Genomic DNA, 21,915 nt, shown 5'->3' on the forward strand with positions numbered 1-21,915 from the left:
ATTATTCATCCCGCTTCACTCGCTCAACTGCCAAAATCCATTTCAGTTCCTCGTAATCGAATTCGTCTATTCGCTGCCCTTTAAATTCATTGATCCCCATTTGCCGCAACTGCTGGATCGCGTTGTACCTCTTCATCTCCCTTTCGACTTCTGATTTTTGAAAATAGCGGTAGAGTGAACCCATTTTCGTTCCCTCCATCAATCAATATCAAATCGGCTTTCCACAAGAGCGATAAGTTCCAATTCAAACAAATCGACTGGCCGCATTCGCTTATTCACTTTCTCCATTTTTGTTCCTCCCTTTCTTTCTCGTTTCTCATTGTTATCAGTTGTTCGAACCATTCTTGATCGCTCGTGTCCAATGCGATGTTCACCATGTCGTCGATGTTCTCCCTCGTCAGTTCCCATTGATCCACAAGCGCCAATTGCCGGAGCAACATTTGTTTTCTTCTCCGGACTGGTTTTTCATCGTGGTCAAGTGTGAATCGAACCATCGCCGCGGGCGGTCTAACCCATTCGACGTAACCCAACCATCCACAATACGCGCTATTTACGCTGACACAATACACCCAATCTCCCGGTTCTATCGACGTTTCACCATCGAACCACTTTTTATCCGTTTCCTTCACCCTCTACCATCCCTTTCGTCAAAACGGCAAATCGTCATCGTTCATTTCGATCGGCTCCCCGTTATCAGCAAAAGGATCATTAAACCATCCCTGTCCATCTGGTGGCTTCATAAACGCTTCTCTCGCCCTCCTAGAGGCGTTTTTCTCCTGTTTGGATGTCTCCCTATTCCCTTTCTGCTTCTCGCCCGAATTCGAAGCGTTGCGCGACTCCAAGAATGTCGCCATATCCACCACGACCTGCGTATAATACGTCCTCCGTCCGTTTCGTTCATAGCTGCCCGTTTCCAATCGCCCGTCGATCCCAACCATGCTTCCTTTTCCCAAATAGTTTGCGATGTTCTCCGCCTGTTTTCGCCACGCGACGCAACGAATGAAATCAACCTCCCTCACCCCGTTTTGATTCGCAAACGGACGGGTAACGGCCAGTGTGAATGTGACAACAGCCACTCCGCTTGGCGTATATCGAAACTGCGGATCGTCCGTCAGCCGTCCTGTCAAAATGACGCGGTTAATCATGTCAATCCCTCGCTTTCTATTTCTCGGCAAACACAACATAAGTGAATTTTTTCGGCCGGCTTTCTGTGGTTTTGATTCTAATTAAACGCTCACCATCCGCCGACTTCTTTTCCTGTACGATGACGTACCATTTCTTCATTTTCTTCGCTCCTCATGAATGCTTCGAACTTCTCTTTTGTCGGCTCTTTAATGAGCCCTCTTTCGTACAAGTCGTATTCGTCCGCCCAATACCACTTCCCGAACATGTCTTCCCTCATCGCCATCAGCCTTTCCGCCAACGCTCGGTTTTGGTGTACGGCCTGATGGCATCGGCGGCATAAGGGAGCAAGGTTTCTCCACTTCCCCCTGCCGCCTTGGGAGCGGAAACGGACATGGTGAGCCTCGATTCGTGGATCGCCGCATACACACAATGACAGCCAAATGCTTCGATCATGCGGTTGTACTCGGTTTTGCTGATGCTTCCCCTCGTTTTTGTCGAAGGTGCTTTCCGTTTTCTCCGCTTCTCCGGCACTTTCTTGGGAACGGCTCGACATTCCTTGAAACTCACTCCCTCACCTCCTTTTGATAAAATCCTGCGAGCGACGGGAACGAATTCTTTGCCCTTGCCATCTCTCGAAACGTCGTGAAGCGATTGCCAATCGACATCGGGAAATCTAGCGGATATTGAAAACAGTTTTTCGGTTCTATGCCGTATTTGTGCCGAATAAACGACTTGGCTTCTTCGCTGTTTGCGGCAAATACAAAGGCGAATCGCCCCTGCCTAATCTTCAATGAAAACACTCGAATTTCGCGCACCTTCAAAGGGTTTTCTTCTACAAGGCGCGCGATGGCGCGTTTGTCTTCTTCTGTGGCGTTTTCCATCGCCTCTTCGAGTTCATCCATCGTGCTGTCGCGCCGCAATCGCTTCGTGGACAAAAAGTAGTGCAGTGTATAGATGAGAGAAGCGGCTTCATCCCGAATGGCTTCTTTCATCAGCTCATGGACGGTATAAATCTTGAATCACTCCCGTGTTCCGGTTATATGAAACCTGAACCGTCCCCACCGCCCCGTTCCGATTCTTTGCTACAATGATTTCTGCGACGCGAGGGTCGGCATCGGCATTATAGTAGCTGTCGCGATACAAGAAGATGACCACGTCCGCGTCCTGTTCAATGCTTCCCGACTCTCGAATGTCCGACATCAGCGGCCGCTTGTCGCTTCGTTTCTCTACATCACGCGACAGTTGCGCCAGCGTGATGATCGGGCAACTGAACTCTTTGGCCGTCTCCTTGATCGCTCTGGAAATCTCGGTGACTTGCAAATGCATGTTTCCACCGTAATATCGTTCCGGCCGTATCAATGTGAGATAATCAATGAACACGACAGGCTTCCTGTCCGGAAATCGATTGATGGCCTTTCTGATCTTCGAGCGAATGTCCGCGATGCTCTGTCCGGCGCCGTCAAAGATTTGCATGCGCGTTTCGGATGCCTTCCCAATGACTTCGATCCACATGCGTTTCTGCTCTTCTGACAAGTCATGGTACGGATTTCGCAATTTCATTCGATTAAAGCCGCCAATCGAACCGATGAGCCGGTCGCGGATTTTGTCGGCCGCCATTTCAAGCGAAAACACGATAGGCAAGTATCCACTCCACCCGGCATTTTTCGCGAAATGAATCATGAAATCGGTTTTCCCCATGGACGGTCGCGCTGCCAAAATGATCGAATCGCTATCATTGAACCCATTTAGCATCTTGTCAAGCTCGCTAATTCCCGATGGCGCCCCCATTTTTCGCTCGGCCGGCGCCCACGGCGCTTCGGCTACCTCTTGCAACAAATCGTTGATGTCGTGATGGTCGGTGGTTCTCCCCTCGTTTAAACGGGTCAGCGCGGTCGTGATCTTTTCGACGCTCCAATTTTCCTGCGCCGCCATAACGAGAATCCGCCGCTTCTCACGTTCTTTCCATTCGTCGAGAACCAACGTTTCGTATTGGTCGAATTTCGTTTCGTTTGCAAAGGCGGATACTTCATTGAGGTAGGAGATGCCACCAAAGTCAGCCACATCTTCTGTCGTGGAAAGCGTCACAATATCCGGTTCGTCTCCCTGCTGTGCGATCCGCTTCATGGCGGCGAACAGCTTCCGGTGCTTCGGATCGCTGAAATGCGCTTCGGTCAGAATCGTTTCTTTGAGCAGGTAGGGACATTCTAGAAATGTCCCCAACACTGCTTTTTCTGCCTCAACGCTCATTGTGTCCAATCCTCTCCGGCGTTCACGTTGTGAACATACAGTTTATAGTAGGCAGGTCGTTCCTCTCTGTGGCAGAGTTCAGCGATGGTAGGAGGATACGCCTTTTCCTTCACATGTCGCTTTGCGTTGGACAGCACCAAGTCGAACGGTTCGTCCGCCAACAAGTCGTACCAAATGTCTACTTTCTCCTTTGACACCTCAAAATTCGAGTAGACAAAGGAAATGAGCTTCATGACGTGTTTCACTTGCTCTCTTGTCATGCCGGTTCTCCCCTCTGGCTAGAGTTCGTCCCAGTTGATTTCGGTCGGCGATTGCCGGCGGCGCGGCGCCTGTTTCCTCTTTTGCTCGAACATCTCGTTATACTCTTTCACATCCTCAAGAGTGAACAACCCCATGAATTCGAAGTTTCGTAGAATGCTAGAAATGTATCGCGCTGGATTGCGCGGCATCTGTTTCCGCGCCAAACGGATCGCTTCGACGATGATCGCTTCCGGCTCTTGGAACTGTCCGCTTTCAATCATTTGTTCAAACTCCTGTTGCAAGATATGAGGCGGTAAGTAGCCAAACGCTTTCTCGAATTCGGCAACAGGATTGCATTTGATTTCTTGTTCTTTCTCTGTCGTTTCTTCCGATAGGTCACTAACTGCCTTGGCCTTATCATCATCTTTTATATCTGTTGTATTCTCTGTGTATTCTCTGGTTATTGGTGTGACCATTTTGGCCATATGGATGTGGCCATTTTGGCCATCTCGACTGGCCATTTTGGCCACATGGTCTGGCCGCATATCGTTTTCTTTCGAGACAATTTCTTCTAGCCGTTCATAATCAATTCGATACCATTTCGTTTTATCAATCTTCATCGAATTCAAATAGTCTGATATGATAATCCCCTGATTTTCCAGATTTTTGATCACTCTTCTAATTGTCCTAATCGACCAAAACGGAAATTGCTTCTGCCAATCTTCGTATGTGTTGTAAACCCATCTATGTCCATCGCGTTCGTTGTTGCTCTCTTGTAGCCAGTAATGCAACTGCTGTAAGATGATCGCCTCGTTTAGCCCGATTTCTTTAGCCAATGATGGCAATATCACGAGCGGCTTTTCGTCAAGAAGAAGTTTGCTCATTTCGAATCCCCCTCTGGCCTTTCTTTGATGCAAACGACCACTTGTTTTTCCTTATCTACTTCGATCACTTTGAATTCGGGATGAACGATTCGGATATATCCACTCGCATACGCTTCATATTCCTTTTCCGTTCTTGCCATCCACGTATAGCAAAACGGCAAGGCTACTCGATATTCGAGCCCCTCTTTAAATGCCTTTTGAACCTTCTCTTTCTTCTTTCTTGTGGCCAATCGGTCTCATCTCCGAGTTTCAATGATTCCCTATAAGAATCAAAGCGAGAATCGCGCCAGAAACGGCGTAGGGAACCCAACCCAGCTTTGTTTCTCTCAAAATCGCGTCTGTATCCTCATCGGTTTCAAGGAAGCGATAATACGCTTCCCCGAACCGCTTCAACCATGTTTTCATTCGAACCGCCCCGTTATGATCGAGATGGCTTTGCTCGCCTCTTCGACAGTCCATTCAGACGGTTCTTTGTCAACGCCCATCGTTTCTTTCAGCTTTTCGTACAGCCTTTCTTTCGTCCAATCAGCGGTTACCCTTCGGGAAATTAACGCGTCGATGTATTTCAATTGGTTTTCGCTCGCTTTTTTGTTTTTCCCGTTTTTGTCAAGTTGCCCATTTTGCTTTTCCTTCGTATCTCTCGCATCAGGATCATCCTCATCAGTCGGCACACTGAAAAACTTCATGAGAAAGTATCGTTCCGTGTACGTCAAAGCACTTCCAAATGCTTTTGAAATGTCGTCCTGTTGTCCCATGTACTGCCACGGGATTTCGACTCGATCGCTCGGATCGTCAGCGTTGATCCATACATATTTCATGTCGCCAGTGACAACAAAGTCTGTTTTTGGCCGTTCGCGTTTATTTTCTCTGTCCCATACGGTATAATTAAAAGTAGAGTGAGTTTGATTGAGGACGATTGGGACGAGCAACACGCCCAATTCGTCCATTTTTTCTCGAATCTTTTTCAGCACCTGCGTGCCGGATACATAGCGATAGCCGTAACCCTGCGAATCTTTTACGAACACATCGACCGTTTTTCGAATTTCAACGAGCTTCTGATAGATATTGAGCGGTTTCGGTTGTTCGGCTGCTTTCGTCATCGAATTCTCACTCCTTTTTCTCGTTTTAGTTCAACGCCTGGAATTTGTTCGCCGCTTTTGATCCGCTCCAAGATGCTTTTTTTGTCTACCTCGACTTTATGCTTCAAAAACTCCTCGGGGATCACTGACATATCCACAACATCCACAGATGGTGGATTGTCTTGAATGTATACCGTGATGGTCGGTCGCTTAATTCTTTGAATTCCCGCATGTTCCAACTGCTCGAATAGATACGCTTTTAGTCGTTTCACCTTATTTTCAATAGCCGTCCGCTTTTCATTCAGCCGTTTCTCTTCCTCCCGAATCGCTCGGGCATCCGCTTCGAGATTCCGAATCAGCTTCGCGATGTTCTCAGCTTTGAGTTCGATCTCATCGCGTATGGCCTCTAACGTATCCACTATTGCTTCTGAATCCATCTCGTCAGCCATATTCATCAGCTCAACATAGTTGGCTGCTAGTTCGTACAGCTTCATGATCGTCCCCCCTTTACAGGTCGTAATGCTTCAATTCGCCGTATTCTAAACAAAACGTCATCGCGCAAGAGCGGTCATAATGTACGAGAAGGCCGTCCGGGAACTCAATGTATCCTTCGCCCTCGACAATGTCAGATAAGCATCCAGCGCATTCTCCAATCACTCTCGGCTCTTCCCATTTCACGTTAAGTGTCATCGGATTTTCCACAGCCATTCATAACAGCCCCTTTCTTTTTAGACGTCCTATTTGGTTTCTAATTGCGAGTATCGTACGATTTAACATCATCGCGAGTTCTTTGTCTGTCAAATGAACATTTTCGATCAGTATCCTCAGCTCTTTATCTGTCCATCTCTTACTTAGATTTTTCGGGCGTCTATTAGCCTTAATGAGCCAATCCCCAAGCGCCCGCATTTCTTCGTAGACATCGCACGTTTCGCATTGTTGTACATATCGACTGCCGTTGCGATGGCCTCCATACGGACATTTGCGGCATATGTTCAGAAGCTCGCCTATGCGGATACGCGCTTTTGTTTTGTCATCATGCCGCAACAAATCACCTCCTTTCCCTTAATGCCCATATTCAGACGCAGGAGACAGGACAACCTTTGGCCAAAAACACGAGGCAATTCAGTAAAACAGGACAACATCCTGCGTCTGATGATAGACACTAAGCAAAAGGTTTGTTACAATGGGGGGCGATAGCAAAGAAGACGATCGACCCTCTTTGCTACCTTAGACTGAATCTTTCTGGATTCGCTTTGATCGCTTCGCGAACCGTATCCACTCCGATGCGGTTGACGTGTTCAACTCCCAGTTCGCTGACGCTCAGCTCTAGTATGAAGCTAGCGCTAATCGCGCCGATCTCGTAGTACACGCGCCCGTCACCAAAATCCAATTCAGTGACTCGAAAAACATTTCTGACTTTCCATTCCGCCATCGCCCGATCCGCTACTTCTCTGACGCCACTAGGCAATTTATCTAGCGAGATGTTTTTGATTTGCATGAGTATCCCCCTTTTTCAAAAAGATGTCTCGAAAATGCTTTTGAAGAAATTCCTCCATCTTCGATGCGATGAAGCACCAACGTTCTCCTTTCCGTTCCGGGTAGTACACAAACCCGCCGTTTTCAATGTCGAGCATTTCCCGATAGCGAGGATGCAGGAGAATGTTCTCCTTCAGCCAATCCTCGCTGTAGCCGGTGCGCTCTTTTAGATCCTGCATCGACCACCAGACCTTGCTCATTTCATTTCCCCGCCCCTTTGTTCCCTTTTGGTAACAACATCATCTAAATAAAAGAGCTCTTCGAAAGTAGCCCCTTTCAAAACATTTAACAGTTTCGCTATGAATTCGTTCCCCGGCTCCCTTTTCTTTCTAAGCACTCTGTATACTGTTACATAGGAGACACCCATTTTTTCAGCCAAATCTTTCTCGCTCCAATTATTCCGCCTCATATATTCCCTTAATTTTTCGTGCTTAATCTTTACTCGCACATTGACACCCCCCGTTCCGTTCCCTTTTGGTAATTATAATATACCACAAATATTACCTTTTGGCAATATTTATTTCAAAAAAGTCTTTATCTCTTCTTTGCCAAATGGTAATATTAATTTAGGTATTACCATTTGGCAAAGGTGGGTTGGTCATGACTAGAGCAAAACAGTTCGGGAGTTATATTAGACAATTGCGCGAGAAAAAAGGATATACCATTAACCAATTATCTTTATATTCGGGGGTAAGTTCTGCCCAAATATCACGTATTGAAAATGGATTAAGAGGGGTTCCTAAACCAGAGACAATCAAAAAATTGTCTGAAGCCCTAGGGCATTCCTATGAAGACCTTATGCAAGCCGCTGGATACATCTCTGACGATACTAAAGAACATCTCCCTAACTTGACGGAGAGGGACGAGCGCGATATACAAAAAGAATTAGAAAAGCTGATTAGGGGACTTAAAACAGGGAGCGGCTTTGCGTCTTTTGGAGGGATGGACATCGACGAACTTGACGAAGAAGATCGGGAACTGCTGATTGCATCTTTAGAGAACTCGCTCCGCCTCGCCAAGCGTATCGCAAAACAAAAATTCACACCTAAAAAATATCGTAAAGAGTAACCGTCTCTATGGGGGGTTTGCTATGGCGAAGATCAAACAGATTGTAGAGAAACTGATCCGAAAGCACAGCACGAACAACCCCTTTGAGATCGCATCGCAGAAAGGCATTGTGCTGTTGTTTGAGCCGCTAGGCAAAATCTACGGGTATCATCATACGTTCCGCCGGATTCAGATCATTCATATCAATGATGAGTTGGACGAGCCTATGAAACGCTTCGTTTGCGCACACGAGCTGGGACATGCGGTTCTGCATCCCGAACTCAGTACGTCATTTTTGCGAAAAAACACGCTTTTCTGCATGGACAAGGTGGAGCGAGAAGCGAATGAGTTTGCAGTGGAATTGCTTCTTCCAGATGATTGTCTTTATACATATCGAAATACCGATATGACCATTTATGAGGCCGCTAAAACGTACGGAATTCCCAAGGAGGTGGTGCATCTAAAAAATTTTGACCACTGAACCAAACATACATTCTCACAGGGAGGGAGATGACGTGGCAAGCATTCAAAAAATGAAAAACGGCCGCTGGCGTTATCGTGTGTCTTATAAGGAGAATGGGAAATACAAAACGAAAACGAAAGGCGGTTTTCGCACCAAAAAGGAGGCGGAGCTTGCGGCCGCTGAATTGGAGAAACAGCTACACAAAGGATACGACATCAATGCTGGGGATCAGCTTTTCCCTGAATATATGCGGAATTGGTTCGAGCTGTACAAAAAGGGGAAACACAGTCCAGAGCATGATAAAAATGTAGAATACTCCGTTCAGCTAGTCGAGGAATACTTTGCAGGCGTAAAGATGAAAGAACTCACAAGGGATATGTACCAAAAGTTTATTAATGAAATAGCGGAAACGAGAACGACTGAAACCGTCAAAAAACGTCATACTTACATCAAGGAATGCATTAAAGCTGCTATCGAAGAAGGAGTTATCATTCGCGACCCTACCTATAAAGTGGTGGTGAAAGGGAAGAAAAAAGGGAAAGACGAGGAACTGAAATATTTAAATTATCAAGAGGCGAAACAATTAATTGCTGAAATCAAAAAAGATATGCGCCCGAAATATATTTCGCGATATATCATTCTCTTTGCATTGGCGACTGGTGCACGTTTTTCGGAAATATTAGGGCTCACATGGGACTGCATTGATTTCAAAAACAGAATGGTGACGATCAACAAGACTTGGGATTATAAATTTACGAATGATTTTGCAGATACGAAAACCTATTCATCGAAGCGAACCATAAAGATCGATGAAGACACCTGCAAAATATTGAAAGAACTGCGGAAAGCACAGAATGAGGTGGCCATGAAAACCGGATTGAGGAACGAGAAAAATCTTGTTTTTGTGAACACGAAGATGGAGTTAGTGTCCAATAACGCTGTTAACAAAACACTAAAAACGCTGTGTAGAAAACTTGGTTTAAAAGAGGTGACGATGCATTCCTTGAGACATACGCACGCTTCGATGCTGTTATACCGGAAAGCGAACATCAAATATATCTCAAAGCGTCTTGGCCATAAGGATATAGGGATCACATTGCAGACCTACTCGCACATTTTGGACGAGCTGGAACAAGCGGAAAATATGCTCCTCGATCAAATCATGGATGATCTATATCATGCAAAATAGCCGTGCAAAATTCGTGCAAAATTTTTTCGGATTCTATCGTTTTTTTCGGGATTTCCTGAAAATGAAAAACGACCGCAAACGCGGTCGTATCAAGGCTTCCACGACTTTTGGCCGTGGGCTATCGAATTCCAAGGATGCCGATGGTGGGAGTCGAACCCACACGGGCAAAGCCCACACGATTTTGAGTCGTGCGCGTCTGCCAATTCCGCCACATCGGCGCGACATGCATTATTTTATCACATTACTTCATGTCTGTCAACACTTTTTATATTCATTAGATGGAGGCGGCACCCGGATTCGAACCGGGGGTAAAGGTTTTGCAGACCTCTGCCTTACCACTTGGCTATGCCGCCTTGATCGAGAGCGGAAGACGGGACTCGAACCCGCGACCCCCACCTTGGCAAGGTGGTGTTCTACCACTGAACTACTTCCGCGTCATTGGCTGGGGTAGCTGGATTCGAACCAACGCATCACGGAGTCAAAGTCCGTTGCCTTACCGCTTGGCTATACCCCAACGCCGAAAAGTGAAGGGCGACTAGTGGGAATCGAACCCACGCATGCCAGAGCCACAATCTGGTGCGTTAACCACTTCGCCATAGTCGCCATAATGATAATCAAAATGGCAGGGGCAGTAGGAATCGAACCCACACCGGAGGTTTTGGAGACCTCTGTTCTACCATTAAACTATGCCCCTTCAATCATGGTGGAGGGGGACGGATTCGAACCGCCGAACCCAAAGGGAGCGGATTTACAGTCCGCCGCGTTTAGCCACTTCGCTACCCCTCCAAGGAATGGTGCCGACTGCAGGACTTGAACCCGCAACCTACTGATTACGATTCAGTTGCTCTACCAATTGAGCTAAGTCGGCATAATTATGATATAAATCGCGGCTCATTGTTCATTTGTTGTGTCCCTTCCTCTACCAGCCAACTCGAAGAAGCTGGATGCGTCGGGACAACTCGCAGCCGATTCGATGAAGTGGATGCTCGTCTCTACCAATTGAGCTAAGTTGGCATACATATGATGCACATTATGTTATATGGTGGCTCGGGACGGAATCGAACCGCCGACACAAGGATTTTCAGTCCTTTGCTCTACCGACTGAGCTACCGAGCCGTATTAGGTTTTATGCTGTTTGCTTGTCCTGGATTGTGCCTCTTCCTCTTCGAGCTAATTCGAAGATGCTGGATGCGTCGAGGCAACTCGCCTCTGCCGAGTAGGCTGCCAAGCCATCATGATTTTCCTAATTTTTGAACAATGGCGGTCCCGACGGGACTCGAACCCGCGATCTCCTGCGTGACAGGCAGGCATGTTAACCACTACACTACGGGACCAATTTGGTTGCGGGGGCAGGATTTGAACCTGCGACCTTCGGGTTATGAGCCCGACGAGCTACCGGACTGCTCCACCCCGCGACGATAGGAAAGTAAATTAATTTGCACAATGTTCTTAGCGTTGTTATCCGTTACCTCTTCCTCTACAAGCTGATTCAAAGATGCCAGATGCGTCGAGGCAACTCGAAGTGAATTCGATGAAGCAAAGGCTCGTCGCTCCACTCCACAACGATTGAAAATGGTGGAGGATGACGGGATCGAACCGCCGACCCCTTGCTTGTAAGGCAAGTGCTCTCCCAGCTGAGCTAATCCTCCACGAAGAAGTGACCCGTACGGGATTCGAACCCGTGTTACCGCCGTGAAAGGGCGGTGTCTTAACCACTTGACCAACGGGCCATGTTGATGAATCATGGCGGAGAGCAAGGGATTCGAACCCTTGAGGCGCTATTCACGCCTACACGATTTCCAATCGTGCTCCTTCGACCACTCGGACAGCTCTCCACGATGGCTCCGCAGGCAGGATTCGAACCTGCGACCAATCGGTTAACAGCCGATTGCTCTACCACTGAGCTACTGCGGAATGACATCACTTTAGACATTTATTATTATAATGATTCGCGTTGAGCTGTCAAGGACTTTTTTTCATTCCTTCAAAACTAGATAACCGTTTTGGGAAGAAGCCGGGGGCGAACCGCTCGCCTCCGCTTTTCTTGGTTAAGCCCTCGATCGATTAGTATCCGTCAGCTCCACGTGTCGCCACGCTTCCACCTCGGACCTATCGACCTCGTCATCTTCGAGGGATCTTACCCGCCTGACGCGGTGGGAAATCTCATCTTGAGGGGGGCTTCACGCTTAGATGCTTTCAGCGCTTATCCCGTCCGCACATAGCTACCCAGCGGTGCCCCTGGCGGGACAACTGGTACACCAGCGGTGCGTCCATCCCGGTCCTCTCGTACTAAGGACAGCTCCTCTCAAATTTCCTGCGCCCGCGACGGATAGGGACCGAACTGTCTCACGACGTTCTGAACCCAGCTCGCGTACCGCTTTAATGGGCGAACAGCCCAACCCTTGGGACCGACTACAGCCCCAGGATGCGATGAGCCGACATCGAGGTGCCAAACCTCCCCGTCGATGTGGACTCTTGGGGGAGATCAGCCTGTTATCCCCGGGGTAGCTTTTATCCGTTGAGCGATGGCCCTTCCATGCGGAACCACCGGATCACTAAGCCCGACTTTCGTCCCTGCTCGACCTGTCCGTCTCGCAGTCAAGCTCCCTTGTGCCTTTGCACTCTCCGAATGATTTCCAACCATTCTGAGGGAACCTTTGGGCGCCTCCGTTACCTTTTGGGAGGCGACCGCCCCAGTCAAACTGCCCGCCTGACACTGTCTCCCACCCCGATAAGGGGTGCGGGTTAGAATTTCAATACCGCCAGGGTGGTATCCCACCGCCGCCTCCACCGAAGCTGGCGCTCCGGCTTCCCAGGCTCCCACCTATCCTGTACAAGCGATACCAAAATTCCATATCAGGCTGCAGTAAAGCTCCACGGGGTCTTTCCGTCCTGTCGCGGGTAACCTGCATCTTCACAGGTAGTATAATTTCACCGGGTCTCTCGTTGAGACAGCGCCCAAGTCGTTACACCTTTCGTGCGGGTCGGAACTTACCCGACAAGGAATTTCGCTACCTTAGGACCGTTATAGTTACGGCCGCCGTTTACTGGGGCTTCGGTTCGCACCTTCGCTTCCGCTAAGCGCTCCCCTTAACCTTCCAGCACCGGGCAGGTGTCAGCCCCTATACGTCGCCTTTCGGCTTCGCAGAGACCTGTGTTTTTGATAAACAGTCGCTTGGGCCTTTTCACTGCGGCTCGTTCGGGCTCTTCACCCAAACGAGCACCCCTTCTCCCGAAGTTACGGGGTCATTTTGCCGAGTTCCTTAACGAGAGTTCTCCCGCGCGCCTTAGGATTCTCTCCTCGCCTACCTGTGTCGGTTTGCGGTACGGGCACCTCTTCCCTCGCTAGAGGCTTTTCTTGGCAGTGTGAAATCGGGGACTTCCGGATGACTCCGTCGCCATCACCGCTTGGCCTTACAATCCGCGGATTTGCCTACGGATCAGCCTTGCGGCTTGGACAGGCTCTTCCAGCCGCCTGCTCGCCCTATCCTCCTGCGTCCCCCCATCGCTCAAACGGGAAGGAGGTGGTACAGGAATCTCAACCTGTTGTCCATCACCTACGCCTTTCGGCCTCGGCTTAGGTCCCGACTAACCCTGAGCGGACGAACCTTCCTCAGGAACCCTTAGGCTTTCGGCGCAGAGGATTCTCACCTCTGTTTTCGCTACTCATACCGGCATTCTCACTTCTAAGCGCTCCACCAGTCCTTCCGGTCTGGCTTCAACGCCCTTAGAACGCTCCCCTACCGATGACCAACGGTCATCCCGCAGCTTCGGCGGCACGTTTAGCCCCGGTACATTTTCGGCGCAGAGTCACTCGACCAGTGAGCTATTACGCACTCTTTAAATGGTGGCTGCTTCTAAGCCAACATCCTGGTTGTCTTTGCAACTCCACATCCTTTTCCACTGAACGTGCACTTTGGGGCCTTAGCTGGCGATCTGGGCTGTTTCCCTCTCGACCACGGATCTTATCACTCGCAGTCTGACTCCCGGGCATAAGTCGTTGGCATTCGGAGTTTGACTGGGTTCGGTAACCCGATGAGGGCCCCTAGCCCAATCAGTGCTCTACCTCCAACACTCTCCATCCCGAGGCTAGCCCTAAAGCTATTTCGGGGAGAACCAGCTATCTCCAAGTTCGATTGGCATTTCACCCCTACCCACACCTCATCCCCGCACTTTTCAACGTGCGTGGGTTCGGGCCTCCAGCCGGTGTTACCCGGCCTTCACCCTGGACATGGGTAGATCACCTGGTTTCGGGTCGACGACGACGTACTTTTCGCCCTGTTCAGACTCGCTTTCGCTGCGGCTCCGCCTCTTCGGCTTAACCTCGCACGCCATCGTCACTCGCCGGTTCATTCTACAAAAGGCACGCCATCACGCATGAACGCGCTCTGACTACTTGTAGGCACACGGTTTCAGGTTCTCTTTCACTCCCCTTCCGGGGTGCTTTTCACCTTTCCCTCACGGTACTGGTGCACTATCGGTCACTAGGGAGTATTTAGCCTTGGGAGATGGTCCTCCCTGCTTCCGACGGGATTTCCCGTGTCCCGCCGTACTCAGGATCCGCTCGGGAGGGAACGAAGTTTCGACTACAGGGCTGTCACCTTCTCTGGCCGGCCGTTCCAGACCGGTTCGTCTACCCCGTTCCTTTCTCACTCCCACAATGAGCGGTCCTACAACCCCAAGAGGCACGCCTCTTGGTTTGGGCTGTTCCCGTTTCGCTCGCCGCTACTCAGGGAATCGCGTTTGCTTTCTTCTCCTCCGGGTACTAAGATGTTTCAGTTCCCCGGGTGTGCCCTCCATGCCCTATGGATTCAGGCATGGATACTGCCCCATTACGGACAGTGGGTTCCCCCATTCGGACATCTCCGGATCAACGCTTGCTTACAGCTCCCCGGAGCGTTTCGGCGTTTGCCCCGTCCTTCATCGGCTCCTAGTGCCAAGGCATCCACCGTGCGCCCTTTCTAGCTTAACCTACAGCGCTCTCGGCTTCTTCCTTATTGTCTAGCGTCGGCTCGCCGCCGCTCGGGGTCAAATAACCTTCGCCTTCCGGGTGCAAGCACCCTTGCAGGCGAAGAGCATTTGCCCATCGCGGCAACCCGCGAGCCTCCGCTTTTCCGGTTATCTAGTTTTCAAGGAACGATTTTTGTCATTGAGAAAACATGACTCGTTCCCTCAAAACTGAACGAAACGAAAGCGCTGTGTATCGACAGTTGGCCATTGCGGCCTCCACTTTTCGTCTTGTCTAGCTCCAGCGCCTGGCTCTCTTCTGCCAAATAACCTTCCCCCTCGGGGTGCCAGCACCCCTCCGGGTGAAGAACATTTGGCTTCGAGAGCCGAACGCGGCGCTTCCGCTTTTCGTCCTTAGAAAGGAGGTGATCCAGCCGCACCTTCCGGTACGGCTACCTTGTTACGACTTCACCCCAATCACTTGCCCCACCTTCGGCGGCTGGCTCCCTTGCGGGTTACCTCACCGACTTCGGGTGTTGCAAGCTCTCGTGGTGTGACGGGCGGTGTGTACAAGGCCCGGGAACGTATTCACCGCGGCATGCTGATCCGCGATTACTAGCGATTCCGGCTTCATGCAGGCGAGTTGCAGCCTGCAATCCGAACTGAGAGCGGCTTTTTGGGATTCGCTCCCCCTCGCGGGTTCGCAGCCCTTTGTACCGCCCATTGTAGCACGTGTGTAGCCCAGGTCATAAGGGGCATGATGATTTGACGTCATCCCCACCTTCCTCCGACTTGTCGCCGGCAGTCCCTCTAGAGTGCCCAACTGAATGCTGGCAACTAGAGGCGAGGGTTGCGCTCGTTGCGGGACTTAACCCAACATCTCACGACACGAGCTGACGACAACCATGCACCACCTGTCACCCTGTCCCCCCGAAGGGGGAACGCCCAATCTCTTGGGTTGTCAGGGGATGTCAAGACCTGGTAAGGTTCTTCGCGTTGCTTCGAATTAAACCACATGCTCCACCGCTTGTGCGGGCCCCCGTCAATTCCTTTGAGTTTCAGCCTTGCGGCCGTACTCCCCAGGCGGAGTGCTTATCGCGTTAGCTGCAGCACTAAAGGGTGTGACCCCTCTAACACTTAGCACTCATCGTTTACGGCGTGGACTACCAGGGTATCTAATCCTGTTTGCTCCCCACGCTTTCGCGCCTCAGCGTCAGGTGCAGGCCAGAGAGCCGCCTTCGCCACTGGTGTTCCTCCACATCTCTACGCATTTCACCGCTACACGTGGAATTCCGCTCTCCTCTCCTGCCCTCAAGTCCCCCAGTTTCCAATGACCCTCCACGGTTGAGCCGTGGGCTTTCACATCAGACTTAAGAGACCGCCTGCGCGCGCTTTACGCCCAATAATTCCGGACAACGCTCGCCCCCTACGTATTACCGCGGCTGCTGGCACGTAGTTAGCCGGGGCTTTCTCGTGAGGTACCGTCACCGCGCCGCCCTCTTCGAACGGCGCTCCTTCGTCCCTCACAACAGAGCTTTACGACCCGAAGGCCTTCTTCGCTCACGCGGCGTCGCTCCGTCAGGCTTTCGCCCATTGCGGAAGATTCCCTACTGCTGCCTCCCGTAGGAGTCTGGGCCGTGTCTCAGTCCCAGTGTGGCCGGTCACCCTCTCAGGCCGGCTACGCATCGTCGCCTTGGTGAGCCGTTACCTCACCAACTAGCTAATGCGCCGCGGGCCCATCCGCAAGTGACAGCCCAAAGGCCGCCTTTCAACCGAAGACCATGCGGTCTTCGGTGTTATCCGGTATTAGCTCCGGTTTCCCGGAGTTATCCCGGTCTTGCGGGCAGGTTGCCCACGTGTTACTCACCCGTCCGCCGCTGACCAAACAAGAGCAAGCCCTCGTTCGGTCCGCTCGACTTGCATGTATTAGGCACGCCGCCAGCGTTCGTCCTGAGCCAGGATCAAACTCTCCAAAGAAAGTTGATTGACTTTTGCTTCGGCCCATGCGGACCTCCGCTTTTCGTATTGTCCAGCTTCGGTCCGCCGCCGCTCGGGGGTCAAATAACCTTCGCCTTCCGGGTGCAAGCACCCTTGCAAGCGAAGAACATTTGCCCGTCGCGGCGACCCGCGGACCTCCGCTTTTCGTCGCGCTTCGTTTCATTCAGTTTTCAAGGAACGATCGCGCTGCTTGGATGCAAGGAATTTCACTTCCTCATCAACTCATTGTCTCTCGCAAGCAGCTTCTTCATACTAACATAACATCTTTTCGTTGTCAACTGTTTTTCTTGTCCGTCGCGTCCGAACTGTTCGTTCTAGCAGCGACGCTATTTAATATATCACCTCAAAAACAAAAATGCAATACCTTTTTTTATTTTTTTTTGCGACGCTGCTGCCCCCTTCTTCCTTTATATCATATTGGAATACGACGCCCGCTGCCTTGGCAACTTGTCCGCCTAAGACGACGAATATGCGGAGCGGCGGGCGCATACATTTCAATAATATATCTATCATCACTTACTTGATTTTTACTTTCTTGAAGGAGGCATCTTGGCGTTGATTCGCATCTTGTCATCTCCGTCCGGTTTTCACGTTTCCGGCTCGTCCTCGCTTCCGCCGAATGAACAGCGCATTTTGCACGCCCTTGTGTCTTCCCCTGAACTATATACGTATCCGAACGAACAGCAACTGCTGTTTGAAATCAAGCTTCGCAGCCAGATCGTTCAAGCCTCGGTGGACTTGGCGAAAAGCCGGGCGCAGTTTGCCATTTTCCGTTTTTCGCGCTGCAACAGCCAGTTCTGGCTGCGGGATGAGCGCGGGGGGTTTCAGCTTCGGCCAGACGTTCTTCCATCGGACGCCATCAATGATATTTTTGTCAACAGCGAACTGTACGCCTTTGAGTGCGCGACGGCGATCGTCATCGTTTTTTATAAAGCGGTGCTTGAAGGGATTGACGTGTCGGCGTTCAATCGTTTGTTTGCCCATTTGCTGCTGTATGACTGGCATACGGACAAAGACCTCGGTATCGAAACGAAAAAGGGAGAACACTTTCTCCCCGGGGACTGCCTTTATTTTAAAAACCCGGACGTTGATCCGCTGACGCCGCAATGGCAAGGGGAGAACACGATCTATTTGGGCGATGGCTTGTTTTACGGACACGGCATCGGCATCGAGACAGCGGACAGCATCATCGCCGCCCTCAACCGGAGGCGGAAGCAGTGGGCGACGAAATCCGCCTATCTTCTTCCTCATATTACACAAATGAACTTCGCTTATTTATCCCAATTCGCCCGCCGCTTCGACGAACTCCGCCTGCCGCTCGGCCGTCTGCCATGGATCGCCGGGACGTTAGGGTCCGCTGCTTTCTTGTATCGTTAGCGGGCCTTTTTCGTTTTTCTCCCACAAATACAGCCCGATTCCTGTTAAAATAAAAATGCCGCCGATCCATTGAAACAGGTGGATCGGTTCATCGAGCAGCCAGTACGCCAACGCCGAAGCGCCGACCGGTTCAAACAAAATCGCCATCGACACCGTCGAGGCGCTCACCCATTTGACGGCCCAGTTCATCACCGAATGGCCGAGCAGCGTTGGAATGACGGCAAGGGCGAGAAAACAAAGCCAATCCGTCAGCTGATACGCCGCCAGCGAAAGGCGAAACAGCATCGCGTACAGCCACAACACCGCCGCACTAATGCCATAGACGATATATGTATACGTCATGAGCGACAACCGTTGGCGCACTTCTTGGCCGAACAGCCAGTACGCCGTCACCATCGCGCACGCCACCAACGCCAACATGTCCCCATAGAGCGCTTCGCCGCTGACGCGAAAATCGCCCCAGCTAATCAAGACGCTTCCCGCAATCGCCAAAACAGCGCTTGCGAGCGCGCCCGCCGTCAGCCGCTCACGGAAAAAGAGCGCCCCGCCCGCAAAGGCGAACAGCGGCTGCAGCGTCACAAGCACGACCGAGCTGGCGACGGAAGTATAGTCGAGCGATTCAAACCAAAGAATAAAATGAAACGCAAGCAGCACGCCGGAACAAATCGAAAACCACCAGTCGCGTCGGGAAATACGCTTCAGTTCGCGGATATGGCGAAGAAAAAACGGCGTCATGATGACGACCGCGAAAAAAAGCCGATAAAACGCGATAACGGCCGACGGCGCCTCCGACCATTTGACGAAAATGGCCGATGTCGACACAGCAAGCGCGCCGATCAATAACGCAGCATACGATTTCGCTATGCTTGGCGGCTTCATGTTTCCATCTCCTCACCAACATTTTTTTACATTCATTATACCATGAAAGAGGTGAGAAAAAATGATGTTTGATCCGTTCCTCAAATTAGGGATTTCCGCCATCCTCGGGCTGATTATCGGGTTGGAACGGGAATTGAAGCGAAAACCGGTCGGCTTGAAAACGTGCCTTGTCATTTCCATTTCCAGTTGCCTGCTTACGATCGTTTCGATCGAATCGGCGTACGTCTTTCCTCTTAAAGACCATATCACAATGGACCCGCTCCGCCTTGCCGCGCAAATCGTATCCGGGGTTGGGTTCCTGGGAGCGGGCGTCATTTTGCGCCGCGGCAACGACAGCATTACCGGGCTGACGACCGCCGCGATCATTTGGGGGGCGGCAGGGATTGGCGTGGCGGTTGGCGCGGGCTTTTATTGGGAATCGGCGTTCGGTGTGGCGCTGCTCATTGTCAGCGTCGAACTCATTCCATTTTTAATCAACTTTTTCGGACCGAAGCAGCTGCGCGAAAAAGAGGTGATGCTGCAAATTACGGTCGATGAGGCGAAAAACATCACCAAAGTGATTGACCATTTAAAACAGCAGCGCATCAATATTAAAACGATCCGCATTAAAGACGTTGAGGAACATGAGCATTTGCTGAAACTAAGAGCCGTCATTGACCAAAAGCGCTCGACCGCCGAGCTTTACTACATCATTCGCTCCATCGACGCCGTCGTCCATGTCGATATTGAAAGCGGCTGATGAAAAAAGGATTGCAAACAGCCGACAAACTATATATAATGGAACATGGGCAGATGATCCATACCGTTTGGGGCATTAGCTCAGTTGGGAGAGCGTCGTGCTGGCAGCGCGAAGGTCACCGGTTCGAGCCCGGTATGCTCCATCCGTCAAACCCTTGCGTGGCAAGGGTTTTTTGTTTTCTGATTTCGCGGAGAGGGGATCACGATGAAGCGAATGATGATCATGATCGTTTGTTTGGTGCTGATGGCCCCGATATATGCAGCCGCCCATCGTGGCGAACTAGATGAATTGGGCGGACATTTTCGCAACAGCGACTGCACGTACTTGCTGCATGAACCGACTGCGCTCGCGAAACAGGCGAAAACGAAAGAAGAGCTTGTCCAACTTATTCAGAAATACAACGGCAATGAACGATGCAAGCGAAACCTCACTCCTGACCGCATTGACCTCGACGGCCATGCGCTCGGGGGAAAAGAGGGCGATGCTTCGCTGCGGCTGGGCCGGACATACAAAGCGGCATTGGTAGGGTGCGTGGACGGTGACACGGCCAAATTCCGTGTGAACGGCCATGTGTATACAACCCGCTTTTTGTTCATTGACACCCCGGAAAGCACGATCGAAGTCGAGCCATATGGAAAAGAAGCGAGCCAGTTCACGTGCTCCCGCCTGCAAAAAGGGGACATTGTGCTTGAAACAGACGGGAATACGTTGTTCGACAAATACCAGCGGCTGCTCGCTTGGGTGTGGGTGGACGGTCGCCTGTTGCAAGAGGAGATTGCCAAAGCGGGATTGGTGGAAGACTTTTATGACTATGGCGATTACAAATACGAAGACCGTGTCCGCGCCGCGTTGAACGAGGCAAAACGGACGGGGACGGGCATGTACGGAAGGGGAGCGGCGGATGAAAAGCCAACGCCAAACGGGGCGGACCATCCGCCTGATGGCAACACGCCGTCAAACGAGAAGTCCGCTGGCAGCCCGGCCGCCGATCAACCGTCTGCTTCCGATCAAGAGGCGGCGCCGAAAGACCGCGCGGGTCATCCCGTTGTTTATGCGTTGCTTGGTTTGCTGGCGGCGGCCGCGCTCTATTGGTTCGTCCGCCGGGGGACATGACCGGTGCGGGCGGATGATGGCAGCTCGAAACGCCCGGCTGCCCGCATCTTGACGCCCTGCCAATGAAACAGCCTGTCCGGTGCGGACAGGCTGTTTTGGTGCGGGCTGCAGGACAACCCGCTGCTATTGTTTCGGGAGCAGTTCTTCAATGCCGCCTTCGTGGGCGGCCGTTCGCCCGGACGCCGCCTCGAGCCGGCGGAATCCGTATTCCTCCAAACGCGCAATTTGCCAGTCTGTGAGATCGGTGTACGCGATGACAGACGGCGTGCCGGACGATTTATAAATCAAATTGCCGGTCACCGGGCATTGAAAGGCGTCGGCGACAAATCCTTCGCCGTCTTGAATCGTAAACAGCCGAATCGGCATAACGTTCATGTCATTCCCTCTTTCTTGGCATTGTCATGATTATCCGTGCCCCATCGGACGCCATTCTATACAAGCCGTTTGCCGACGATGACCAAATCGCGTTCCACCCCATCCAGTTCCGCCACGCGCGGAAAATATCCCCACCGTTCAAATCCGAAGCGGGAGAAAAGCCGTAAACTTGGTTCATTATGCGCAAAAATAAAGCCGAGCAGCGTCTTTATTTCAAGCGCTGGCGCCTTGTCGACCGCTTGCTTCAGCAACTTCGTCCCCAATCCTTGACCGCGGTGCGATTCGGCAATATAAATGCTCACCTCCGCCGTATGGCGGTACGCCGGGCGGCCGTAAAACGATTGGAAACTGAGCCAGGCACAAATATCGCCGCCATCTTCCACCACCCAAAGCGGCCGATGGTGAGGATCATGCGCTTCAAACCACGCCTTTCGGCTTTCCACCGACACCGGTTCCAAATCCGCTGTCACCATTCGGCTTGGGATCGTTTCGTTGTAAATGCGGACGATGTGCGGCAAATCAGCCGCCGTCGCATCGCGGATCACCCATTGTTCCATCTGAAATCTCCCCTTTTCGATTTCTCTTTTGCGTCCAAAGCCGCTTTTTTTGCAGCGCATTTCGTTTCCAAAAACGAAACAAGCGGGGAGTATAATCAAAACGTATGTACAAACAAAGAA

26 protein-coding genes, 16 tRNA genes, 2 rRNA genes and 1 pseudogene are annotated in these 21,915 nt (G+C 51.1%); 7 read left to right on the forward strand and 38 right to left on the reverse strand.

All coding sequences use genetic code 11. The features are described 5' to 3' along the window. Nucleotide 1 precedes the first annotated feature (1 nt). The 17 genes and pseudogenes from QSJ10_RS12580 to QSJ10_RS12660 all read right to left on the reverse strand — a co-directional run bounded on the left by QSJ10_RS12580 (nt 2) and on the right by QSJ10_RS12660 (nt 7,559). Complete coding sequence (locus QSJ10_RS12580) at nt 2–184, reverse strand: hypothetical protein (RefSeq protein ID WP_053532651.1); 183 nt, start codon at nt 182–184, stop codon at nt 2–4. A gap of 91 nt (nt 185–275) precedes the next feature. Next, complete coding sequence (locus QSJ10_RS12585; protein ID WP_230847136.1) at nt 276–629, reverse strand: hypothetical protein; 354 nt, start codon at nt 627–629, stop codon at nt 276–278. 18 nt (nt 630–647) lie between these two features. Then, entirely contained in the window at nt 648–1,145 is a 498-nt protein-coding gene (gene ssb / locus QSJ10_RS12590) for a single-stranded DNA-binding protein (protein WP_053532650.1), read from the reverse strand. An 89-nt stretch (nt 1,146–1,234) separates the two neighbouring features. Continuing rightward, entirely contained in the window at nt 1,235–1,408 is a 174-nt protein-coding gene (locus QSJ10_RS12595) for a hypothetical protein (RefSeq protein ID WP_230847142.1), read from the reverse strand. A 78-nt stretch (nt 1,409–1,486) separates the two neighbouring features. Continuing rightward, nucleotides 1,487–1,678, reverse strand: a pseudogene (locus tag QSJ10_RS12600) (hypothetical protein); the annotation flags it as partial. A gap of 10 nt (nt 1,679–1,688) precedes the next feature. Beyond that, the gene (locus QSJ10_RS12605) at nt 1,689–2,027 is read right to left on the reverse strand and encodes a hypothetical protein (RefSeq protein WP_227412621.1); all 339 of its coding nucleotides are present in this window, start codon (nt 2,025–2,027) and stop codon (nt 1,689–1,691) included. Between the two features lie 94 nt (nt 2,028–2,121). Next, entirely contained in the window at nt 2,122–3,372 is a 1,251-nt protein-coding gene (locus QSJ10_RS12610) for a replicative DNA helicase (protein WP_053532648.1), read from the reverse strand. Next, nucleotides 3,369–3,632: a replicative helicase loader/inhibitor gene (locus QSJ10_RS12615; RefSeq protein WP_053532647.1), complete on the reverse strand. Its 264-nt coding sequence runs from the start codon at nt 3,630–3,632 to the stop codon at nt 3,369–3,371. The genes QSJ10_RS12610 and QSJ10_RS12615 overlap by 4 nt, the downstream gene beginning before the upstream one ends. An 18-nt stretch (nt 3,633–3,650) precedes the next feature. Beyond that, nucleotides 3,651–4,496: a DnaD domain protein gene (locus tag QSJ10_RS12620; protein WP_053532646.1), complete on the reverse strand. Its 846-nt coding sequence runs from the start codon at nt 4,494–4,496 to the stop codon at nt 3,651–3,653. Further along, a complete protein-coding gene (locus tag QSJ10_RS12625; RefSeq protein ID WP_044743747.1) occupies nt 4,493–4,726 on the reverse strand; it encodes a hypothetical protein in 234 nt (77 codons plus the stop codon). The genes QSJ10_RS12620 and QSJ10_RS12625 overlap by 4 nt, the downstream gene beginning before the upstream one ends. Before the next feature lie 19 nt (nt 4,727–4,745). Then, nucleotides 4,746–4,901, reverse strand: coding sequence for a hypothetical protein (locus tag QSJ10_RS12630; RefSeq protein ID WP_162839620.1), 156 nt, complete (start codon nt 4,899–4,901; stop codon nt 4,746–4,748). Beyond that, complete coding sequence (locus tag QSJ10_RS12635) at nt 4,898–5,596, reverse strand: ERF family protein (RefSeq protein ID WP_044743748.1); 699 nt, start codon at nt 5,594–5,596, stop codon at nt 4,898–4,900. The genes QSJ10_RS12630 and QSJ10_RS12635 overlap by 4 nt, the downstream gene beginning before the upstream one ends. After that, complete coding sequence (locus QSJ10_RS12640; protein WP_044743749.1) at nt 5,593–6,069, reverse strand: siphovirus Gp157 family protein; 477 nt, start codon at nt 6,067–6,069, stop codon at nt 5,593–5,595. The genes QSJ10_RS12635 and QSJ10_RS12640 overlap by 4 nt, the downstream gene beginning before the upstream one ends. 13 nt (nt 6,070–6,082) lie before the next feature. Then, entirely contained in the window at nt 6,083–6,283 is a 201-nt protein-coding gene (locus tag QSJ10_RS12645; RefSeq protein ID WP_053532645.1) for a hypothetical protein, read from the reverse strand. Between the two features lie 514 nt (nt 6,284–6,797). Continuing rightward, nucleotides 6,798–7,073, reverse strand: coding sequence for a hypothetical protein (locus QSJ10_RS12650; RefSeq protein ID WP_053532693.1), 276 nt, complete (start codon nt 7,071–7,073; stop codon nt 6,798–6,800). Continuing rightward, nucleotides 7,045–7,311 carry a DUF771 domain-containing protein gene (locus QSJ10_RS12655; RefSeq protein WP_053532643.1) on the reverse strand — a complete coding sequence of 89 codons (267 nt, stop codon included), beginning with the start codon at nt 7,309–7,311 and terminating at the stop codon, nt 7,045–7,047. Before QSJ10_RS12655 ends, QSJ10_RS12650 begins: the two co-directional genes overlap by 29 nt. After that, on the reverse strand, nt 7,308–7,559 hold the full coding sequence (locus tag QSJ10_RS12660; RefSeq protein WP_230847135.1) for a helix-turn-helix transcriptional regulator: 252 nt from the start codon (nt 7,557–7,559) through the stop codon (nt 7,308–7,310). Before QSJ10_RS12660 ends, QSJ10_RS12655 begins: the two co-directional genes overlap by 4 nt. Nucleotides 7,560–7,711: 152 nt before the next feature. Here QSJ10_RS12660 and QSJ10_RS12665 point away from each other — a divergent pair, with 152 nt between their 5' ends. From QSJ10_RS12665 to QSJ10_RS12675, 3 genes are read left to right on the forward strand one after another with little or no spacing between them, the layout of a single operon-like run. Further along, on the forward strand, nt 7,712–8,179 hold the full coding sequence (locus tag QSJ10_RS12665; RefSeq protein ID WP_053532641.1) for a helix-turn-helix domain-containing protein: 468 nt from the start codon (nt 7,712–7,714) through the stop codon (nt 8,177–8,179). Between the two features lie 22 nt (nt 8,180–8,201). Continuing rightward, complete coding sequence (locus QSJ10_RS12670) at nt 8,202–8,639, forward strand: ImmA/IrrE family metallo-endopeptidase (protein ID WP_053532639.1); 438 nt, start codon at nt 8,202–8,204, stop codon at nt 8,637–8,639. Nucleotides 8,640–8,673: 34 nt separating this feature from the next. After that, complete coding sequence (locus QSJ10_RS12675) at nt 8,674–9,810, forward strand: tyrosine-type recombinase/integrase (protein WP_053532637.1); 1,137 nt, start codon at nt 8,674–8,676, stop codon at nt 9,808–9,810. Nucleotides 9,811–9,945: 135 nt separating this feature from the next. Here QSJ10_RS12675 and QSJ10_RS12680 read toward each other — a convergent pair. From QSJ10_RS12680 to QSJ10_RS12765, 18 genes are all read right to left on the reverse strand, one after another. Beyond that, nucleotides 9,946–10,028 (reverse strand) — tRNA-Leu (locus tag QSJ10_RS12680). Between the two features lie 61 nt (nt 10,029–10,089). Beyond that, nucleotides 10,090–10,163: transfer RNA gene (locus QSJ10_RS12685), tRNA-Cys, on the reverse strand. 9 nt (nt 10,164–10,172) lie between these two features. After that, nucleotides 10,173–10,244: transfer RNA gene (locus QSJ10_RS12690), tRNA-Gly, on the reverse strand. A gap of 5 nt (nt 10,245–10,249) precedes the next feature. Next, nucleotides 10,250–10,324: transfer RNA gene (locus tag QSJ10_RS12695), tRNA-Gln, on the reverse strand. Nucleotides 10,325–10,340: 16 nt separating this feature from the next. Further along, nucleotides 10,341–10,413 (reverse strand) — tRNA-His (locus QSJ10_RS12700). 17 nt (nt 10,414–10,430) lie between these two features. Beyond that, a tRNA-Trp gene (locus QSJ10_RS12705) sits at nt 10,431–10,504 on the reverse strand. 7 nt (nt 10,505–10,511) lie between these two features. Next, a tRNA-Tyr gene (locus QSJ10_RS12710) sits at nt 10,512–10,596 on the reverse strand. A 6-nt stretch (nt 10,597–10,602) separates the two neighbouring features. Further along, nucleotides 10,603–10,678, reverse strand: a tRNA-Thr gene (locus QSJ10_RS12715). Between the two features lie 172 nt (nt 10,679–10,850). Beyond that, a tRNA-Phe gene (locus tag QSJ10_RS12720) sits at nt 10,851–10,926 on the reverse strand. Nucleotides 10,927–11,068: 142 nt separating this feature from the next. Further along, a tRNA-Asp gene (locus QSJ10_RS12725) sits at nt 11,069–11,144 on the reverse strand. 4 nt (nt 11,145–11,148) lie between these two features. Next, a tRNA-Met gene (locus QSJ10_RS12730) sits at nt 11,149–11,225 on the reverse strand. Between the two features lie 158 nt (nt 11,226–11,383). Continuing rightward, nucleotides 11,384–11,459: transfer RNA gene (locus QSJ10_RS12735), tRNA-Val, on the reverse strand. A gap of 9 nt (nt 11,460–11,468) precedes the next feature. Beyond that, nucleotides 11,469–11,540, reverse strand: a tRNA-Glu gene (locus QSJ10_RS12740). 14 nt (nt 11,541–11,554) lie between these two features. After that, nucleotides 11,555–11,645, reverse strand: a tRNA-Ser gene (locus tag QSJ10_RS12745). 4 nt (nt 11,646–11,649) lie between these two features. Then, nucleotides 11,650–11,724, reverse strand: a tRNA-Asn gene (locus tag QSJ10_RS12750). Nucleotides 11,725–11,854: 130 nt separating this feature from the next. Beyond that, nucleotides 11,855–14,782 (reverse strand): 23S ribosomal RNA (locus QSJ10_RS12755). Then, the gene (locus QSJ10_RS12760; RefSeq protein ID WP_268760377.1) at nt 14,777–14,905 is read right to left on the reverse strand and encodes a hypothetical protein; all 129 of its coding nucleotides are present in this window, start codon (nt 14,903–14,905) and stop codon (nt 14,777–14,779) included. Before QSJ10_RS12760 ends, QSJ10_RS12755 begins: the two co-directional genes overlap by 6 nt. A 270-nt stretch (nt 14,906–15,175) precedes the next feature. Continuing rightward, nucleotides 15,176–16,734: ribosomal RNA gene (locus tag QSJ10_RS12765) — 16S ribosomal RNA — on the reverse strand. The 16S and 23S rRNA genes sit together here with 15 tRNA genes alongside, the layout of an rRNA operon. A gap of 576 nt (nt 16,735–17,310) precedes the next feature. Between QSJ10_RS12765 and QSJ10_RS12770 the strand changes: the two genes are divergently transcribed. Next, nucleotides 17,311–18,132 carry a protein-glutamine gamma-glutamyltransferase gene (locus QSJ10_RS12770; RefSeq protein WP_033016352.1) on the forward strand — a complete coding sequence of 274 codons (822 nt, stop codon included), beginning with the start codon at nt 17,311–17,313 and terminating at the stop codon, nt 18,130–18,132. On the opposite strand, the gene QSJ10_RS12775 is transcribed toward QSJ10_RS12770, so the two are convergent. Next, nucleotides 18,103–19,011: a DMT family transporter gene (locus tag QSJ10_RS12775; RefSeq protein ID WP_033016276.1), complete on the reverse strand. Its 909-nt coding sequence runs from the start codon at nt 19,009–19,011 to the stop codon at nt 18,103–18,105. The genes QSJ10_RS12770 and QSJ10_RS12775 overlap by 30 nt on opposite strands. A 61-nt stretch (nt 19,012–19,072) precedes the next feature. On the opposite strand from QSJ10_RS12775, the gene QSJ10_RS12780 reads away from it, so the two are divergent. The 3 genes from QSJ10_RS12780 to QSJ10_RS12790 all read left to right on the forward strand — a co-directional run bounded on the left by QSJ10_RS12780 (nt 19,073) and on the right by QSJ10_RS12790 (nt 20,863). Further along, nucleotides 19,073–19,750, forward strand: coding sequence for an MgtC/SapB family protein (locus QSJ10_RS12780; RefSeq protein ID WP_033016277.1), 678 nt, complete (start codon nt 19,073–19,075; stop codon nt 19,748–19,750). A 69-nt stretch (nt 19,751–19,819) separates the two neighbouring features. Further along, nucleotides 19,820–19,892, forward strand: a tRNA-Ala gene (locus QSJ10_RS12785). Between the two features lie 62 nt (nt 19,893–19,954). Further along, nucleotides 19,955–20,863: a thermonuclease family protein gene (locus QSJ10_RS12790; RefSeq protein WP_049624798.1), complete on the forward strand. Its 909-nt coding sequence runs from the start codon at nt 19,955–19,957 to the stop codon at nt 20,861–20,863. Between the two features lie 123 nt (nt 20,864–20,986). On the opposite strand, the gene QSJ10_RS12795 is transcribed toward QSJ10_RS12790, so the two are convergent. Together QSJ10_RS12795 and QSJ10_RS12800 are read right to left on the reverse strand one after the other, a co-directional pair. Further along, a complete protein-coding gene (locus QSJ10_RS12795; protein WP_033016279.1) occupies nt 20,987–21,238 on the reverse strand; it encodes a hypothetical protein in 252 nt (83 codons plus the stop codon). Between the two features lie 56 nt (nt 21,239–21,294). Further along, nucleotides 21,295–21,795: a GNAT family N-acetyltransferase gene (locus QSJ10_RS12800; protein WP_033010730.1), complete on the reverse strand. Its 501-nt coding sequence runs from the start codon at nt 21,793–21,795 to the stop codon at nt 21,295–21,297. Nucleotides 21,796–21,915 lie beyond the last annotated feature (120 nt).

This window comes from Geobacillus stearothermophilus ATCC 12980 (genome assembly GCF_030369615.1).
GTDB lineage: Bacteria > Bacillota > Bacilli > Bacillales > Anoxybacillaceae > Geobacillus > Geobacillus stearothermophilus.

Excerpts from the sequence above, each read along its gene's own strand:
- QSJ10_RS12580 (WP_053532651.1), bottom strand. The coding sequence starts at position 184 with ATGGGTTCACTCTACCGCTATTTTCAAAAATCAGAAGTCGAAAGGGAG.
- ssb (WP_053532650.1), bottom strand. The coding sequence starts at position 1,145 with ATGATTAACCGCGTCATTTTGACAGGACGGCTGACGGACGATCCGCAG.
- QSJ10_RS12595 (WP_230847142.1), bottom strand. The coding sequence starts at position 1,408 with ATGGCGATGAGGGAAGACATGTTCGGGAAGTGGTATTGGGCGGACGAA.
- QSJ10_RS12605 (WP_227412621.1), bottom strand. The coding sequence starts at position 2,027 with ATGGATGAACTCGAAGAGGCGATGGAAAACGCCACAGAAGAAGACAAA.
- QSJ10_RS12610 (WP_053532648.1), bottom strand. The coding sequence starts at position 3,372 with ATGAGCGTTGAGGCAGAAAAAGCAGTGTTGGGGACATTTCTAGAATGT.
- QSJ10_RS12615 (WP_053532647.1), bottom strand. The coding sequence starts at position 3,632 with ATGACAAGAGAGCAAGTGAAACACGTCATGAAGCTCATTTCCTTTGTC.
- QSJ10_RS12620 (WP_053532646.1), bottom strand. The coding sequence starts at position 4,496 with ATGAGCAAACTTCTTCTTGACGAAAAGCCGCTCGTGATATTGCCATCA.
- QSJ10_RS12630 (WP_162839620.1), bottom strand. The coding sequence starts at position 4,901 with ATGAAAACATGGTTGAAGCGGTTCGGGGAAGCGTATTATCGCTTCCTT.
- QSJ10_RS12635 (WP_044743748.1), bottom strand. The coding sequence starts at position 5,596 with ATGACGAAAGCAGCCGAACAACCGAAACCGCTCAATATCTATCAGAAG.
- QSJ10_RS12640 (WP_044743749.1), bottom strand. The coding sequence starts at position 6,069 with ATGAAGCTGTACGAACTAGCAGCCAACTATGTTGAGCTGATGAATATG.
- QSJ10_RS12645 (WP_053532645.1), bottom strand. The coding sequence starts at position 6,283 with ATGGCTGTGGAAAATCCGATGACACTTAACGTGAAATGGGAAGAGCCG.
- QSJ10_RS12650 (WP_053532693.1), bottom strand. The coding sequence starts at position 7,073 with ATGCAAATCAAAAACATCTCGCTAGATAAATTGCCTAGTGGCGTCAGA.
- QSJ10_RS12655 (WP_053532643.1), bottom strand. The coding sequence starts at position 7,311 with ATGAGCAAGGTCTGGTGGTCGATGCAGGATCTAAAAGAGCGCACCGGC.
- QSJ10_RS12665 (WP_053532641.1), top strand. The coding sequence starts at position 7,712 with ATGACTAGAGCAAAACAGTTCGGGAGTTATATTAGACAATTGCGCGAG.
- QSJ10_RS12670 (WP_053532639.1), top strand. The coding sequence starts at position 8,202 with ATGGCGAAGATCAAACAGATTGTAGAGAAACTGATCCGAAAGCACAGC.
- QSJ10_RS12775 (WP_033016276.1), bottom strand. The coding sequence starts at position 19,011 with ATGAAGCCGCCAAGCATAGCGAAATCGTATGCTGCGTTATTGATCGGC.
- QSJ10_RS12780 (WP_033016277.1), top strand. The coding sequence starts at position 19,073 with ATGATGTTTGATCCGTTCCTCAAATTAGGGATTTCCGCCATCCTCGGG.
- QSJ10_RS12790 (WP_049624798.1), top strand. The coding sequence starts at position 19,955 with ATGAAGCGAATGATGATCATGATCGTTTGTTTGGTGCTGATGGCCCCG.
- QSJ10_RS12795 (WP_033016279.1), bottom strand. The coding sequence starts at position 21,238 with ATGAACGTTATGCCGATTCGGCTGTTTACGATTCAAGACGGCGAAGGA.
- QSJ10_RS12800 (WP_033010730.1), bottom strand. The coding sequence starts at position 21,795 with ATGGAACAATGGGTGATCCGCGATGCGACGGCGGCTGATTTGCCGCAC.